Genomic DNA, 15,912 nt, shown 5'->3' with positions numbered 1-15,912 from the left:
CCGCTCATGCCCACCGCTCCAACAAGCGGATTCCCGCTCACAAATCCCCCGCAACCCCTCTAAATCAAGCCTCTCAATTCTGGCACAACTCCTGCTATAGACCTGTCAGGTTGCGTTTCGACGCGCTCCACAAAAACAATGAGATGAAGGATCCTATATGGATAACTCCAATACCCTGCCTCTTGGGTCGGCGGCTACGCCGGCGAAAGTACGAACCACTTCCAGCCGTATCAAATCGATTTTCAGCGGCTCTGTCGGCAATATGGTCGAGTGGTATGACTGGTACGTCTACGCCGCTTTCTCGCTGTACTTCGCTAAAGCCTTCTTCCCCAAGGGAGACACCACCGCACAGCTTCTGAATACGGCGGCGATCTTCGCCGTGGGCTTCCTGATGCGCCCGATCGGTGGTTGGCTGATGGGTCTGTACGCCGACCGCGTCGGCCGTAAAGCCGCGTTGATGGCCTCGGTGTATCTGATGTGCTTCGGCTCACTGCTGATTGCCCTGAGCCCGGGTTATGAAACCATCGGTATCGGCGCGCCGATCCTGCTGGTGTTCGCTCGCTTGCTGCAGGGCCTGTCGGTCGGCGGCGAGTACGGCACCTCGGCGACTTACCTCAGCGAAATGGCGACCAAGGAACGTCGCGGCTTCTTCTCCAGTTTCCAGTACGTGACGCTGATCTCCGGCCAGCTCATCGCCCTGGCGGTACTGATCGTGCTGCAACAGACCCTGACCACCGAACAACTGTACGCCTGGGGCTGGCGCATCCCGTTCGCCATCGGCGCGCTGTGTGCCGTGGTCGCGCTCTACCTGCGTCGTGGCATGGAAGAAACCGAGTCGTTCACCAAGAAAGTGAAGGCCAAGGAAAGCGCGATGCGCACCTTGATGCGCCATCCCAAGGAACTGATGACCGTGGTCGGCCTGACCATGGGCGGCACCCTGGCGTTCTACACCTACACCACTTACATGCAGAAGTACCTGGTGAACACCGTCGGCATGAGCATTTCCGACTCCACCACCATCTCGGCGGCCACACTGTTCCTGTTCATGTGTCTGCAACCCCTGGTGGGCGGGCTTTCGGATAAAGTCGGGCGGCGCCCGATCCTGATTGCCTTCGGTATTCTCGGTACCCTGTTCACCGTGCCGATCCTCACCACCCTGCACACCGTCCAGACCTGGTGGGGCGCGTTCTTCCTGATCATGGCCGCGCTGATCATCGTCAGCGGCTACACCTCGATCAACGCGGTGGTCAAAGCCGAACTGTTCCCGACCGAAATCCGCGCCCTGGGTGTCGGCCTGCCGTACGCACTGACCGTATCGATCTTCGGCGGCACCGCAGAATACATCGCGCTATGGTTCAAGAGCATCGGCATGGAAACCGGTTACTACTGGTACGTCACCGCCTGCATCGCGGTTTCGCTGCTGGTCTACGTCACCATGAAAGACACCCGCAAACACTCGCGGATCGAAACTGACTAACGCTACAAGACAGTAAAAAGAAAGGGGCAGACCTGCAAGGTTCTGCCCCTTTTTTCATTGCTTTTGAAAAGTTATACATTAGATGTCCGCACCCACTGGTTTCCCTCCCGACTGGAATTAACCCCCAACGCCCTGCACTATGACCGCACCCCCCTTCCATCCCTGCTCCAGGAACCGCCGCGCCATGTCTGACGATATCCATTACTACGAACCCGCCCAGGGCCACGGCCTGCCCCATGACCCGTTCAATGCCATCGTCGGGCCGCGCCCTATCGGCTGGATTTCCTCGCAGGATGCCGAAGGCCGGTTGAATCTGGCGCCTTATAGCTTCTTCAACGCGTTCAATTACATTCCGCCGATCATTGGATTTTCCAGCGTCGGGCGCAAAGACAGTCTGAATAACATCGAGCAGACCGGCGAGTTCGCCTGGAACCTGGCGACCCGGCCGTTGGCCGAGCGGATGAACCATAGTTGCGCCATGGTTGCGCCTGAGGTGAACGAGTTCGAACTGGCCGGGCTGACGCCGGTGGCCTCGAAAATGATCAAAGTGCCACGTGTGGCCGAAAGCCCGGTGTCCTTCGAATGCAAGGTCACGCAGATCATTCAGCTGCAACGCGCAGACAAGGAGTTGGTGCCAAGCTGGCTGATTCTCGGCGAAGTAGTCGCCGTGCATATCGCCAAGTGGCTGCTCAAGGATGGGATCTACGACACCGCCGCGGCAGAGCCGATTCTGCGCGGCGGCGGGCCAGCGGATTATTTCCAGGTAGGGCCTGAGGCCTTGTTCAAGATGTTCCGCCCGGGGGCGGTCAAATAGTTTCCCAGGATAATTCGCCGTCTTCAGTCACGTCGATCAGTTGCTCGAGTTGTTGCGCGGCCGCCTGATCGGCGTCATGGGCGGTCTTGAATGTCTGACCATCGAGCACTTTATGAAAACGCGGGGCAGCTGAACCGCCCAGAGCCTTGACGGCAATGGCAGCGCTGTAACCCCCTTCTCCCGGTACAACAGCGGAAACTGCTTCGAACTGCGTAAACTCTTTACGTGCCATGTCGCGGATCCTGGCCAATTTGAAAGTCGGCCATTCTAAACCTTCATCCGGCCAGCTGCTGCATCACAAGTCTGTTGTGTTGCGCGCATTCGCCGTGGATCTGAACCGCCGAGACATCGCTGAAGGTATGAAAATCCAGGCTTTTGATCACCAGTTCCTCCACCAGCTCAGCAAAGATATCCATGGCCGGGGTGCTGAAGTACTCGGTCATCGCCTGCTGGTTGACCCAGTAACCCGAGACCAGCCACAGCTCCGGGTCGCACAGTGAATGTTGCAGGGTGAAGTGCAGGCAACCGGGTGCCCGACGGGTCGGCTCGATCAGGCTGCTCAATCGCGCACCCAACTCCATCGAGCGTCCGCCGCTGGCCCGAACGAAGGCCATATGACTGACGGGAATTTGCATGGACATATTCGACTCTCCCAAGATGACTCGATCAGCAGCCTTTAAACCGGCTGCGACAGGATCCAAGATTAAGCCCCGGGTGCACTGGCCGTTAGTCAATTCCTGCCGGCTTGTTGCACATTCCTGCGCCAGCGCTCCCGTTGCACAGTCCGGCGCAGAAACCACGACATGAAAATGACAGTCGTGTTTCAAACAACTTTTCCAACGCCGAACCCGTTGTATTCTTCGTTGTTCTTTAACTCCAGGCAGGATCAGGCAAGTTTTATGCAGCAATTGCCTACCACCCGGTCTTGCACAAACTTAAGCTGTGCCCATCCGAAAAGCCGCGCAGAGGATGCAGCCCATGTCATCACTCGATCACACCCAAGCCCCGCTGGACCCCGACATGGAAAAGCAGCGCGCCGAGCTCTGCACCATCATCGGGCGTAACACCGGCGAGGATGGCAACTACGCGACGGCCATCGGCTCGTTGTTTCTGTCGCGGTACGGCTGCTCCCACGACTTTGCTCCGGTACTCGCACAGCCGGCATTGTGCATCATTGCTCAGGGGCGCAAGGAAGTGCGTCTGGCTGACGAGTACTTCAACTACGATCCGCTCAATTATCTGGTGGTTTCGGTTTCTATGCCGCTGAGCGGACGGGTGGTGGATGTTTCACCAGAACATCCGATCCTGGCCTTGCGCCTGGATATCGACCCGACAGAGATCACCGCGCTGATTGCCGATGCCGGCCCCTTGGGCGTGCCCAGCCGGCCTACCGGGCGAGGCCTCTATGTAGAGCGGCTCGACCAGCCGATGCTCGATGCGGTGCTGCGTTTGGCCCGTCTGCTCGAAAACCCGAAAGACATCGCCATGCTCGCTCCGCTGATTCGTCGGGAAATTCTTTACCGGTTGTTACGCAGCCATCAAGGCCATCGGTTATATGAAATCGCCATCACCAATAGCCAGAGCCATCGGATCAGCCAGGCGATCAAATGGCTCAACGGTCATTTCGAGCAACCGTTGCGCATCGATGATCTGGCAAAAGAAGTAAACCTCAGCGTGTCGACCCTGCATCACCGTTTCAAGGCAATGACCGCCATGAGCCCGCTGCAATACCAGAAGCAACTGCGCCTGCAGGAGGCGCGCCGCTTGATGCTGGCTGAAGGGCTGGATGCGTCGGCGGCGGGCTATCGGGTGGGCTATGAAAGCCCGTCGCAATTCAGCCGTGAATACAGCCGGCTATTTGGTGCGCCGCCGTTGCGGGATCTGGCGCGGTTGCGGTCGTAGGAGCTGCCGCAGGCTGCGATCGGCCGCGAAGCGGACGTGCTCTTGAAATCAGGCCCCCAACACCCGGCACGCCTCGGCCGGAATGGTCACCGACACCGGGTTGCCAATATTCAAGCCGAAGCCCTGGCTCGGTGTACTCAATGCGGTGAACGAAACCCCGGAACACTCGACCGTGGTTTCGATGGTCGCGCCGATATCCCTGACGAAAGTCACCTTGCCCAACAGGCGATTGCCCGCTGTCGCCAGGGGTTGCGACAGTTGCAGGTCCTCGGGACGCACCAGCATTTTGATCTTCTCGCCGACCACGATACTGCTGCAAATCGGCACATTAATCGCATCGCCCCCAGGCAAACTGATCTGACCATTGCCCAGTGCGGTGGCCGGGAAAATATTCCCTGACCCAATGAAGTCGGCGACGAACTCGTTGGCCGGATGCCGATAGATTTCGATCGGCGTCCCCACCTGTTGCACCCGATGCTCACCCAATACCACCACGATATCGGCCATGGTCATGGCTTCGCGCTGGTCATGGGTGACCAGGATGGTGGTGATGTTCAGGCGTTGCTGCAGTTGGCGAATTTCCACCTGCATCGATTCACGCAGTTTGGCATCCAGTGCCGACAACGGCTCATCGAGCAGGAGGATTTTCGGGTGCGAGGCAATCGCCCGGGCAATCGCCACGCGCTGACGCTGGCCACCGGAGAGTTTCGATACCGGCCGGTCGACCATTTGCTGCAACTGGATCAGTTGCAGCAATTCGGTGACCCGCGCCTTTTGATCGGCCTTGCTGACCCCACGCAGTTTCAGCGGATAGGCAATGTTCTCGCCTACAGTCATGTGCGGAAACAACGCCAGGGACTGGAAGACCATGCCAAAGTTGCGCTCGTGCGCCGGAGTATGGCCAATGTCTTCACCGTCCAGCCGGATCTCACCGCCAGACAGGGTTTCCAGCCCGGCGATCATCCGCAGCAAGGTGGTCTTGCCGCAGCCCGAAGGGCCGAGGAAACACACCAGTTTGCCCTCGGGCAAATGCAGGTTGACGTCCTTTACCGCGCACGCCGAGCCGTAATATTTCTCGACGTTTTCCAGAATCAATCCAGTCATGTTGCACCTCAAAATCAAAAGGAAACGCCACCTTCGCCAACCAGCTTCTCCAGCGCCCAGATCAGGACGAAGTCGATCAGCACGATCAGCACGGCAAACGAGAAGACGGTCGGGTCGAGCGACGACACGGTGCGGCTGTACATCCAGATCGGCACGGTCATCACATCGATGGTGTAGAGGAAATAGGTCACGGTGAATTCGTTGAACGAGACGATAAAGGCCAGCAGCATCCCGGCAAGAATCCCCGACTTCATCAACGGCACCACCACATCGGCAATCGCCCGCAGCGGTGAGGCGCCGAGCATTTGCGCGGCCTCTTCGACTTCGCTGCCGATGGACAACATGGCCGCGGTGCAGTTCTTCACCACGAACGGCAGAGCGAGGATCACATGTGCAATCACCAGCCGCGAGGTGTTCATCTGGAACGGCAGGCTGTCGAATACCAGCAGCAACGCCAGCCCCAATACCACCATCGGGAACACCAAGGGCAAAGACATAAGCTGCAGCGCCACAGCCTTGCCACGGAACTCGCAACGGGTCAGTGCATAGGCCGCCGGCACTGCGATCACGGTCGCGAAGACCATGGTCAGGCACGCCACCATCAGGCTGGTGGTCATGGCTTTGCCCAGGCTCAGCACATCGCTGCTGTCCGGCGAAACAAAGGTATTCCAGGCAGCCTTGTACCATTGCAGGCTGTAACTGCTGGGCGGGAAGTCGAGATTCGACGCGCCGCTGAAGGACATGACGATCATGGTCAGGATCGGTAACACCGCCAGCAGCAGAATGAAGCCTGAAAGGATCCCGGCAAATCGCCCGGTTTCGCCAGGCAGCAGCGACTGGCGCTTCTTGATTAGCGTGCTCATTGCGAAGCCTCCAGCATGCGCCGACGACGGCCCGTGATGTATTCGGAGAAGGTCATGATGATCAGCGTGGTGACGATCAACACCACCCCTGCGGCTGACGCGGCCGGCCAGTTCATCAGCGGTGCGATCTGGTCATGGACCATCACCGCGAGCATCGGCACCCGCCGACCGCCAAGCAACAAAGGCACCACGAAGCTGCTGGCGTTGTAGGCAAACACCAGGGTCGCGCCGGTGATGATTCCCGGGAAGCTCATGGGCAAGACCACCTGACGGAACACCTGCAAGCGGCTGGCACCGAGGGTGGCGGCGGCCTCTTCGTAAGTGCGGGCGACGCCGCGCATGGCGCTGGCAATCGGCAGCACCGCCAATGGGAACGCGGTCTGCACCAGCCCCATCAACACGCCATTCTGGTTGTACAGCATCATGATCGGGCGCTTGATCAGCCCCAGGCCCATCAATGCCTGGTTGAGCATCCCGCCCGGACCCAGGATCACCAGCCAGCCGTAGCTTTGCAGCAGCAGGTTGACCAGCAACGGCAGGAGCACCGCCGCGAGAAATATCCGCCGCACAAAGGGCGAGGTCAGGCGCGACATGGTGTAGGCCACCGGAATCGCCAGCACCACCGCGATCACCGCGCTGATCAAGGCCAGGCGCAAGGTCAGCAGCAATGACTTCAGGTAATAGGGTTCCAGTAATTGGGCGTAACTGGCCAGGCTGAAGCCGGTCCATTCCGCGCCCTTGGTGCCCACGCTCATGCGCAGTACGAGCAGGCTGGCGGTAATCAGCACACCGAGAAACAACATCGACGGCGACAGGAAAAACCAGGCGCGGGTCGTTGGCGACATACCACGGCGTGGGCGCTGTGCAGCGGCGCCAACGGGATGGGTCAGGGGTTGGTGTTCCATAGCAATGGTCTCGTCAATGGAAGCGGTCCCCTGTAGGAGCTGCCGAAGGCTGCGATCTTTTGATCTTGATGTTGATCTTCAGCGGTTCCGGAAAGATCAAGATCAAAAGACCAAGATCAAAAGATCGCAGCCTTCGGCAGCTCCTACAGGGTGATTCGGTTCAGGAAGAAAAGATTTCCGTGTAACGACGAATCCACTGGTCATGCACCGAGGCCAGGAAGGCGTTGTCGTGCATGATCGCTTTCTCGGCAATCTGTTCCGGCGTCAGGATGTACGGGCTCTTGCGCGCTTCGGCGGAGATGATCGCCTTGGAGTTGACCGGGCCGTTGTAGATGTCTTCGGCCATCTTGCCCTGTACCAGCGGGTCGAGAGAGTGGTTGATGAAGGCGTAGGCCAGATCGGTATCGCCGGGACGATTTTTCGGCATTACCGAGAGCATCAGGTCGGTGTAGAAGCCTTCCTTCATGCCGAAGGTGGCACCCAGGCCGTAGGCCGGATCGCGGATCTGTTTCGGGAAAAACGCCGGGGCGTAAAGGCCGCCCATATCCAGCGAGCCGGTGCGGAACAGTTCGGCGATCTGGTTAGGGTTTTCACCCAGGGTGACCACACGATCCTTGAGTTCGGCGAGCTTCTTGAAGCCCGGCTCGATGTTGTGTTCGTCACCACCCGCCAGTTTGGCGGCGATGATGATCAGGTCCATGGCCTCGGTCCAGTTCGGCGGCGGCAGGAAAATATTCGGCGCCAGGTCCGCGTCCCACAGCGCTGCATAGCTGTCCGGCGCTTCCTTTATGGTGCGGGTGCTGTAGACCAGGCTGTTGCACCACAGCAGGTAACCGATGCCATGACCGTTGGCGCCAGTGCGGTATTTCTCCGGCACGTCGACCAGGTTGGGAATGCGGTTCAGATCGGGCTTTTCCAGCAACCCGGCGGCGGCCAGGCCTTCAGCGCCGACGCCGGCCAGGGTGATGATGTCGTATTGTGGGCGATCACCACCGGCCTTGAGTTTGGCGACCATTTCCGAGGTGCTGCCGGTACGGTCAGCAATGACCTTGGCGCCGGTCTTGGCTTCGAAGGTCGCTGCGATGTTGCGCAGCGCCGCCAGTCCGGTGTCGTCCGACCAGGTCAGCAGGCGCAGGGTCTTGCCCTGGAACCGCGTGTCACTGGCGTTGGCCCGGATGAACGGCATGCTCATGGCTGCCGCGGCCACCGAAGCTACTCCTACCGTTTTGATGAACTGTCTTCTGTTCAGATCATGCTCGCCCATTACGGACTCCCTTTATTGTTTTAGGTATGAGATGGGTCGCATCCAGGCGCCCGGTAATCGATCTAGCCCTGATCCCCGCGGATCACGGGGTGTAGCTGAGTCGTTGGTTCATCCTGAGGTCGCGCAGAACGCGCAACAATCGAAAATTTGTCATTGGAGCCATGTGTCCAGCGCATGCCTTGTTTCGAGGCATGCGCAGACCGTTTTCGGGCTGTCAGACCGCCCGAATCACATGCTTGATTTCCTGAAACGCCTGCAGGCCCCACGGCCCCAGTTCGCGGCCGATGCTGCTCTGCTTGTAGCCACCCCAGGCCGTCTGCGGGAAGATCACTTGCGGTGAGTTGATCCATACCAGCCCGGCCTGCAAGGCGTTGGCGACCCGCTCGGCAGCCTCGCCATCACCACTGACCACACTGGCGACCAGACCAAACTCGCTGTCATTGGCCAGGGCGATGGCCTCTGCTTCGCTGGCAAAACTGCGTACACAGAGCACCGGGCCGAAGATCTCTTCACACCACAACGCACTGTCGAGGGGCACTTCGGTGAAGATAGTCGGTCGCAAAAAATATCCGCGCGGCAGGTTTTCTGGCCGTTCACCGCCGCAAATCAGCTTTGCACCGGCGCTCAGGCCACGATCAATGTGGCCAAGCACCCGTTGGTATTGCGCCTGATTGACCAGCGCACCCATCTCCACTTGCGGATCAAACGGGTCGGCCACGCGAATTCCTTCGGCCCGCGCCTTGAGCCGCAGCAAAAATTCTCCCGCCAGTGTCTCGGCGACCAGCACTCGGCTGGTGGCCGAGCACATTTGCCCGGCGTTGAAGAAGCCGCCGCCACTGGCCAGCTCCACGGCCAGCTCGAGATCGGCATCGGCGAGCACCATCAGCGAGGACTTGCCACCCAGCTCCAGGCTCACGCCCTTGACGGTTTCCGCCGCCCGCTGCATGACCTGCACTCCCACGGCATTGCTGCCGGTGAAGGAGATCTTCGCGACTCGCGGATCGGCCGCCAGCGGTGCGCCGACCGCCAGGCCGGTACCGCAGACCAGGTTGAACACGCCCTTGGGCAAGCCGCTTTCGGCAATGATTGCCGCCAGTTCCAGCTCCGGCAGCGGCGTGACTTCCGACGGTTTGAGCACCACGCAGCAACCGGCCGCCAACGCCGGAGCGAGCTTCCAGGCGGTGGTGACCATTGGGAAGTTCCACGGCACGATCAGGCCGACCACGCCACAAGGCTCGCGGCGCACACGGGCGGCGAAGTCTTCGCTCGGCAAGTCCACAGTGCGGTCCTGCTGAGCGTCCAGGGCTTCGGCCAGACCTGCGTAATAGTCGAAGGTGGCGATCACGTCATCGACATCGATGGCCGCTTCGAACAACGGTTTGCCGTTGTTGCTCGACTGCAACTGCATCAAGCGCTCACGGCGCGCCTGCACACCGCTGGCGATCTTGCGCAGTACCGCACCACGCTCGGCACCCGTCGTTTTGGCCCACTGCGAAAAAGCCGCGCTGGCGGCATTGACCGCTTGATTGACCGCTTGCTCATCGCCACCGCTCACGATGGCCAAGGGTTCTTCCGTAGCAGGGTTGATTACCTGCAACGATTCGCTACCTGCATGCCATTCGCCGCCGATATACAGGCCATTCAAGGTCGAAGAATTGCTCATGCCTGCACCGCCTTCATCCAGGTGGTCTGGTCGATTTCAATCAGGCTCGGACCTTGACGATCACTGGCGGCGCGCAAGGCGCTGCGCAGTTGCTCGACACCGTTGATCGCTTCGGCGGCACAGCCCAGGGCCTTGGCCACGCCAATGAAGTCCGGGGTGTAGATGTCTACGCCGACCGGTTCGATGGCACGGTTGACCATGTACTTTTTGATCTCTTCGTAACCCTGGTTATTCCACAGCAACACGATGATCGGCGTTTGCGCTTCTACCGCGCAGGCCAGTTCCGACAGGGTGAATTGCAGCCCGCCGTCACCGATCAGGCACACCACCGGACCCCGCGTAGCGCGTTCGGAGCCGCCGCCGAGCCAGGCGCCAATGGCGGCCGGCAAGGCATAGCCGAGGGTGCCGTAACCGGTGGATGAGTTGAACCAGCGGCGCGGTTGCTCAGGATTGAAGGTCAGGTTGCCGGTGTACACCGGCTGGGTCGAGTCACCGACAAATACCGCTTCCGGAAGCTCGTGCAGAACGGTCTCGAGGAACAGCGTCTGGGCGCGGGTCGGTGCGTCCCAGGTGGTCTCGAGCTCGGCACGCAAGCTGGCGGCGCGGGCCTGGCCCCAGTCGGAGCGACGCGCGGCCAGGGTGTGTCCGGCAAGCTCGGTCAGCAAGGCTTGCGCCGCCGTTTGTGCGTCGGACACCAGCGCCACCTGCGGCGGGTAGTTGCGTACGGTCTGGTCCGGGTCGATGTCGACTCGCAGCAAGGCACCGGGAATCTCGAAGCCGCCGGCGAAGGTGATGTCGTAGTCGGTTTCGGCCAGTTCAGTGCCGATCGCCAGCACTACGTCGGCATCCGCCACCAGGGCGCGGGTGGCGACCAGCGATTGAGTCGAGCCGATCAACAGCGGATGGCGCGAGGGCAGCATGCCCTTGGCATTAATGGTGAGCGCTACCGGTGCATCCAGCAGTTCGGCCAGTTGGGTGAGTTCGGCTGCCCCATCGATGGCACCGCCACCGGCGAGGATCAACGGACGTTTGGCATTCGCCAGCATTTGGCCCATCTGCGCGACGGCAGACGGTGCTGCACCAGCGCGGGTGATGCTCACCGGCAGACTGGCGAGCAAGGCATCGGCGTCTTCGACCAGGACGTCGAGCGGAATTTCGATATGCACCGGACGCGGACGCCCGGCCTGGAACAAGGCAAACGCCCGCGCCAGCACGCCCGGCAGTTCGGCGGCGGACATCAGCGTATGGGAAAATGCCGCAACGCCACCGACCAGTGCGCTCTGGTTCGGTAGCTCATGCAGCTTGCCGCGACCGCCGCCCAATTGGCTGCGCGATTGCACGCTGGAAATCACCAGCATCGGGATCGAGTCGGCATAAGCCTGGCCCATGGCGGTGGTGATGTTGGTCATGCCAGGGCCGGTGATGATAAAGCACACCCCCGGCTTGCCGCTGGTGCGAGCGTAGCCGTCGGCCATGAAACCAGCGCCCTGTTCGTGGCGTGGTGTCACATGGTTGATGCTCGAGCGGGCCAACCCGCGATACAGCTCGACGGTATGTACGCCCGGAATGCCGAACACCTGTTCGACGCCATAACCTTCGAGTAACTTGACCAATACTTCGCCGCACGTCGCCATTTCTACTGCCCTTCTTATTTGTTGAAACTGCACCCCGATGGCGTTTTCAGGCACGCGCCAAGGCACAACGATGACCTAATTGGACCCGTCGGCGTATAGCGGTGACAAACCAAAAATAGTCATACTAGGCATGTCCTCCACTCATGCCTGAGCTCCCATGAAACGTCTTCCGCCCTTGCCCGCTCTGCATACCTTCATGATCACCGCCCAGTGCTGCAACTTCACGCGGGCGGCGGAGCTGCTGCACATTACCCAGGGAGCGGTGAGCCGACAGATAGCCGGGCTGGAGAGCCATCTCGGTTATGCGTTGTTTCAGCGCCAGGCCCGCGGCCTGAGCCTGACCGCACAAGGACGTGAGTGGTATCCGCGCATTCAACAGGTCTTCAACCTGATCGATGAAGCTGTCGAACACGTCGGCGCCAAGCGCGAAGCCCTGCAACTGAAGGCGCCGACCTGCATGATGCGCTGGCTACTGCCGCGTCTGTTGCAGTGGCAGAAGGAACGCCCGGATGTGCCGGTAGAACTGACCACCACCGTGCAGCACGCGGTGGATTTTCGTCGCGAAGAGTTCGATGCGGCGGTGGTGTATGGCACGGCACCGAGCAATGCGGCTTTCCATCACCTGTTCGATGAACAGCTGACGCCAGTCTGCTCCCAGCAACTGCTCAACGGCACCACGCCGCTCAAGACCCTCACCGACCTGGAACAGCACATGTTGCTGCATCCGACTCGCGACGAACGGGACTGGGAAGCCTGGCTCAAGGCCGCCGGAACCAAAGTCAGCAACATCGGCAAAGGCCAGCATTTCGATACCCTGGACCTGGCGATGTCCGTCGCCTCTCAAGGGACGGGCGTGGCGATCGGCGATTGGTCGTTGATCGGCGAAGACCTGAGCGCCGGACGGCTGGTCACGCCCTTCGAACTGAAAGTACGCACCGGTCAGGCCTATTACCTGGTCTACCCGGAACGCCCGGAGCCGTCGGCACCGTTGCGCGAGCTGATGGATTGGCTGGTGGAGCAGGCGCAGGAGCGCTGATCGCGGTTTTGTGGCGAGAGGGAGGCCTCTATTGTAGGAGCGAGCTTGCTCGCGATGGACTCAAGGGCGGCGCGTTTATTCAGAAAACACGCGTTATCGTTAACGTCCATCGCGAGCAAGCTCGCTCCTACAGGGCGGCGCGTTTATTCAGAAAACACGCGTTATCGTTAACGCCCATCGCGAGCAAGCTCGCTCCTACAGGGCGGCGCGTTTATTCAGAAAACACGCGTTATCGTTAACGTCCATCGCGAGCAAGCTCGCTCCTACAGGGGTTCAAGCCTGCCCCACCCACCTCCATGGCAACTCACTCCAGCTGACCTATGCTGATAGTAGTACCCCCGACCAAGGGTATTCGTTCAGAGGGTCAGCGCCATGAACATCAAGACCCGAAGGTACCTCGCGATCTTCATCACTTGCGCCGCGACGCTCGCGCTGTACGGAACCGCTGCCTACCGTGTCGAACAGGCCCGTCAGCAGCCAGGCATCGCACCCGCCGCTTGCAACTTCGAGCGCTGCATCCCGCACAACGCGACGCTGAACGCTCTCAAATAACCAGTGCCTCAGGCCGGGTTATCCTGATCGGACTTCAACCTGTCCCGAAACGCTTTGGGCGAGATCCCCACTCGCCGACGAAACAGCCGAGTGAAGTTGGTCGGGTCAGAGAACCCCAGGAGTTCGGACATTTCATAGATCGTCATGCTGGTGTAAGTCAGCAGCCGCTTGGCCTCCAGCAACTGACGCTCATGCATGATCTGCAGGGCTGGCTGACCGGCCAGTTCACGGCAGGTGCCGTTGAGATGCGAGACGGAAATCCCCAGCTTGTGTGCCAGGTCTTCGACCTTCACGTGCTCACGATAATGCTCTTCGACCAGCTGGATAAAACCATTGAGGTATTCGCGCGCACGCTGTGGGCGCTGACTCGCGGCACGGCGTCGGAGCACCTGGCGACTGACCCATACCAGGATCACGCTGATCAGCGAGTGCATGAGCATTTCCCGCGCGGGCTGATGGCCCACGTACTCGCTTTGCAATGCCGAAAACAGACTGTCCAGGTAGTGACTGTCGGCAGCTGCCGGGTAGCTTTCGGCCACGGCCAGCGCATTTACCGAATTGCCCAGTTGCACCTGAAGGTGCGCCACCAGCGGTGCAGCGAGGGTCACGATATAGCCCTCGACGTCTTCGGAAAAACGAAAGCCATGCACTGACATGGGAGGCAGAATCTGGATCGCCGACTCTGCAAGCAGCGTTCGCTTGCCCTCGATCTCAAGTTCCGCCTGGCCCTTATGGACGAAGAGCAATTGACACAGGTCGGCATGCCGGTGGGGTTTGATTTCCCACTGGTGCTCACTGCTGCGTTTGGAAATGGTTTCACAGTGCAATAAATCCGGTGTCGGCCAGTCAAGGCGTTCGCCATAGAGTTTGAACACTGGAATCGAAGGAAGAGCAGGCTTGTTCATAACTGCAGTCCAGGCCTCAGAGAGTTGGGCGATAATCGCACCGATTGGTGAAATGTACAGCTATCGGCTCAGTTTTCACCTTCATTTGACGGGCGCTCAAGCAAAAAATGCAAGCACTCAGGCCCCTAAATTAACCCAGGACTTCCTTATGGGGCTATCGAGTAGGAGCCTATCGAGTACACTGACAGTACTCCCGCTCGCCCAATAACCTGCGGGTCAACCACTGCTCGCAGGTTTCACTGTGACTAATCTCAACCAGCCAGGCAAACCGGCCATTCGCAGCGTGCTGATCGCCCTGATGCTGGCGATCTTCCTCGGTGCGCTGGACCAGACCATCGTCGCCGTATCGATGCCGGCCATTTCGGCGCAGTTCAAGGATGTCAGCCTGTTGGCCTGGGTGATCTCTGGCTACATGGTGGCGATGACCGTGGCGGTGCCGATCTACGGCAAGCTCGGCGACCTGTATGGCCGGCGCCGGTTGATGCTGTTCGGCATGGGTCTGTTCACCCTCGCTTCATTATTTTGCGGCATGGCCCAGAGCATGGAACAGCTGGTGCTGGCGCGAATCATCCAGGGCATCGGTGCCGGCGGGATGATTTCGGTCAGTCAGGCGATCATCGGCGACCTGGTGCCACCCCGTGAACGTGGACGATATCAAGGCTATTTCAGCAGCATGTACGCGGTGGCCAGTGTCGCCGGCCCGGTGCTTGGCGGCTACATGACTGAGTACCTGTCCTGGCGTTGGGTGTTTCTGATCAACCTGCCGCTGGGCCTTGGGGCCTTGCTGATAGCCAGTCGCACACTGGTCGGCTTGCCGGTGCCACAACGCAAACCGGTTATCGATTACTTCGGCACGCTGCTGCTGATTATCGGCCTGACCGCGCTGTTACTGGGCATCACCGAAATCGGTCAGGGCCATCATTGGCGCGACAGTGAAGTGCTCGGTTTGCTGGCTGCTGCCGTGATGGCGCTGACGCTGTTGGTCTGGCATGAACAACGGGCAGCCGAACCCCTGCTCCCCATGCATTTGTTCGCCAACCGCAACGCAGTGCTGTGTTGGTGCACGATTTTCTTCACCAGTTTCCAGGCCATCTCGCTGATCGTGCTGATGCCGCTGCGCTTTCAGAGCGTCACCGGGGCCGGAGCCGACAGTGCCGCGTTGCACCTGTTGCCACTGGCCATGGGCCTGCCGATCGGCGCCTACTTCGCCGGACGCCAGACCTCGGTGACCGGTCGCTACAAACCGATGATTCTGGCCGGCGCGCTGCTCACCCCAATCGCGATTCTCGGCATGGCCTTCAGCCCGCCGCAAGCGTTGGTGCTGAGCAGCCTGTTCATGTTGCTGAGCGGAATCGCCAGCGGCATGCAGTTCCCGACCTCACTGGTGGGCACGCAAAACTCGGTGGAGCAACGGGACATCGGCGTGGCTACCAGCACCACTAACCTGTTCCGCTCATTGGGCGGCGCCATGGGGGTAGCGTTGATGTCGGCGTTGCTGCTGACCTTGCTGCAAGACTCCAGCTTTGCCCACCTGGCCGGCTCGGCGCTGATCGCCGAAGGCAGCTCGGGAAATGTGCTGCTCGATGGTTTGAACGCAGCGCCGGGTGACACCCAGAACGCCTTGCGCGCCGAGCTGTTGCTGACCTTTCGGCATTTGCTGATGGTCAGCGCGGCGGTATCGCTGCTGGGGGTGGCTGCAGCGATTGCCATGCCAAACAGGGTGTTGCGGGGGCGGGAGGATAAGGTCAGGTAGGGAGACCCTGTGGCCTGCATCGCGAGCAGGCTCGCCACAA

Annotated in this window: 15 protein-coding genes; 6 read left to right on the top strand and 9 right to left on the bottom strand. The window is 60.2% G+C overall.

Features of this window, described 5'->3' with window-relative positions; genetic code table 11:
• The first annotated feature begins 157 nt into the window (after nucleotides 1-157).
• Together F8N21_RS15640 and F8N21_RS15635 are read left to right on the top strand one after the other, a co-directional pair.
• Nucleotides 158-1,477 carry an MFS transporter gene (locus tag F8N21_RS15640; protein ID WP_150642972.1) on the top strand — a complete coding sequence of 440 codons (1,320 nt, stop codon included), beginning with the start codon at nucleotides 158-160 and terminating at the stop codon, nucleotides 1,475-1,477.
• Between the two features lie 184 nt (nucleotides 1,478-1,661).
• A complete protein-coding gene (locus F8N21_RS15635) occupies nucleotides 1,662-2,291 on the top strand; it encodes a flavin reductase family protein (RefSeq protein WP_150642971.1) in 630 nt (209 codons plus the stop codon).
• Here F8N21_RS15635 and F8N21_RS15630 read toward each other — a convergent pair.
• Complete coding sequence (locus F8N21_RS15630; RefSeq protein WP_150642970.1) at nucleotides 2,284-2,523, bottom strand: hypothetical protein; 240 nt, start codon at nucleotides 2,521-2,523, stop codon at nucleotides 2,284-2,286. The two genes, F8N21_RS15635 and F8N21_RS15630, sit on opposite strands and share 8 nt — an antisense overlap.
• A gap of 43 nt (nucleotides 2,524-2,566) precedes the next feature.
• Nucleotides 2,567-2,932: a putative quinol monooxygenase gene (locus tag F8N21_RS15625; RefSeq protein ID WP_150642969.1), complete on the bottom strand. Its 366-nt coding sequence runs from the start codon at nucleotides 2,930-2,932 to the stop codon at nucleotides 2,567-2,569.
• 337 nt (nucleotides 2,933-3,269) lie between these two features.
• Here F8N21_RS15625 and F8N21_RS15620 point away from each other — a divergent pair, with 337 nt between their 5' ends.
• Complete coding sequence (locus F8N21_RS15620; RefSeq protein WP_150642968.1) at nucleotides 3,270-4,193, top strand: AraC family transcriptional regulator; 924 nt, start codon at nucleotides 3,270-3,272, stop codon at nucleotides 4,191-4,193.
• Nucleotides 4,194-4,241: 48 nt separating this feature from the next.
• Here the strand turns inward: F8N21_RS15620 and F8N21_RS15615 are convergent, their stop codons facing one another.
• The 6 genes from F8N21_RS15615 to F8N21_RS15590 form a co-directional block, all read right to left on the bottom strand.
• Nucleotides 4,242-5,297 (bottom strand): ABC transporter ATP-binding protein, encoded by a 1,056-nt coding sequence (locus tag F8N21_RS15615; RefSeq protein ID WP_150642967.1) that lies wholly within the window; start codon nucleotides 5,295-5,297, stop codon nucleotides 4,242-4,244.
• Between the two features lie 14 nt (nucleotides 5,298-5,311).
• Nucleotides 5,312-6,160 carry an ABC transporter permease gene (locus F8N21_RS15610; protein WP_150642966.1) on the bottom strand — a complete coding sequence of 283 codons (849 nt, stop codon included), beginning with the start codon at nucleotides 6,158-6,160 and terminating at the stop codon, nucleotides 5,312-5,314.
• Entirely contained in the window at nucleotides 6,157-7,065 is a 909-nt protein-coding gene (locus tag F8N21_RS15605; protein ID WP_150642965.1) for an ABC transporter permease, read from the bottom strand. Before F8N21_RS15605 ends, F8N21_RS15610 begins: the two co-directional genes overlap by 4 nt.
• 160 nt (nucleotides 7,066-7,225) lie before the next feature.
• A complete protein-coding gene (locus F8N21_RS15600; protein WP_150642964.1) occupies nucleotides 7,226-8,329 on the bottom strand; it encodes an ABC transporter substrate-binding protein in 1,104 nt (367 codons plus the stop codon).
• Nucleotides 8,330-8,543: 214 nt separating this feature from the next.
• Entirely contained in the window at nucleotides 8,544-9,992 is a 1,449-nt protein-coding gene (locus F8N21_RS15595) for an aldehyde dehydrogenase family protein (protein WP_150642963.1), read from the bottom strand.
• The gene (locus tag F8N21_RS15590) at nucleotides 9,989-11,626 is read right to left on the bottom strand and encodes a 5-guanidino-2-oxopentanoate decarboxylase (protein WP_150642962.1); all 1,638 of its coding nucleotides are present in this window, start codon (nucleotides 11,624-11,626) and stop codon (nucleotides 9,989-9,991) included. The genes F8N21_RS15595 and F8N21_RS15590 overlap by 4 nt, the downstream gene beginning before the upstream one ends.
• A 157-nt stretch (nucleotides 11,627-11,783) precedes the next feature.
• On the opposite strand from F8N21_RS15590, the gene F8N21_RS15585 reads away from it, so the two are divergent.
• Both F8N21_RS15585 and F8N21_RS15575 read left to right on the top strand, forming a co-directional pair.
• A complete protein-coding gene (locus tag F8N21_RS15585; RefSeq protein WP_150642961.1) occupies nucleotides 11,784-12,662 on the top strand; it encodes a LysR substrate-binding domain-containing protein in 879 nt (292 codons plus the stop codon).
• 372 nt (nucleotides 12,663-13,034) lie between these two features.
• Nucleotides 13,035-13,214, top strand: coding sequence for a hypothetical protein (locus F8N21_RS15575; RefSeq protein ID WP_150642959.1), 180 nt, complete (start codon nucleotides 13,035-13,037; stop codon nucleotides 13,212-13,214).
• Between the two features lie 8 nt (nucleotides 13,215-13,222).
• Here the strand turns inward: F8N21_RS15575 and F8N21_RS15570 are convergent, their stop codons facing one another.
• On the bottom strand, nucleotides 13,223-14,119 hold the full coding sequence (locus F8N21_RS15570) for a helix-turn-helix domain-containing protein (protein WP_150642958.1): 897 nt from the start codon (nucleotides 14,117-14,119) through the stop codon (nucleotides 13,223-13,225).
• A gap of 241 nt (nucleotides 14,120-14,360) precedes the next feature.
• Between F8N21_RS15570 and F8N21_RS15565 the strand changes: the two genes are divergently transcribed.
• Nucleotides 14,361-15,872, top strand: coding sequence for an MDR family MFS transporter (locus tag F8N21_RS15565; protein WP_150642957.1), 1,512 nt, complete (start codon nucleotides 14,361-14,363; stop codon nucleotides 15,870-15,872).
• Nucleotides 15,873-15,912: the final 40 nt, after the last annotated feature.

This window comes from Pseudomonas fluorescens, assembly GCF_902497895.1.
In the GTDB taxonomy this organism is placed as follows: domain Bacteria; phylum Pseudomonadota; class Gammaproteobacteria; order Pseudomonadales; family Pseudomonadaceae; genus Aquipseudomonas; species Aquipseudomonas fluorescens_BP.
Note: the sequence above shows the minus strand (reverse complement) of the source record. Positions and strands in the feature narration are given on the sequence as shown.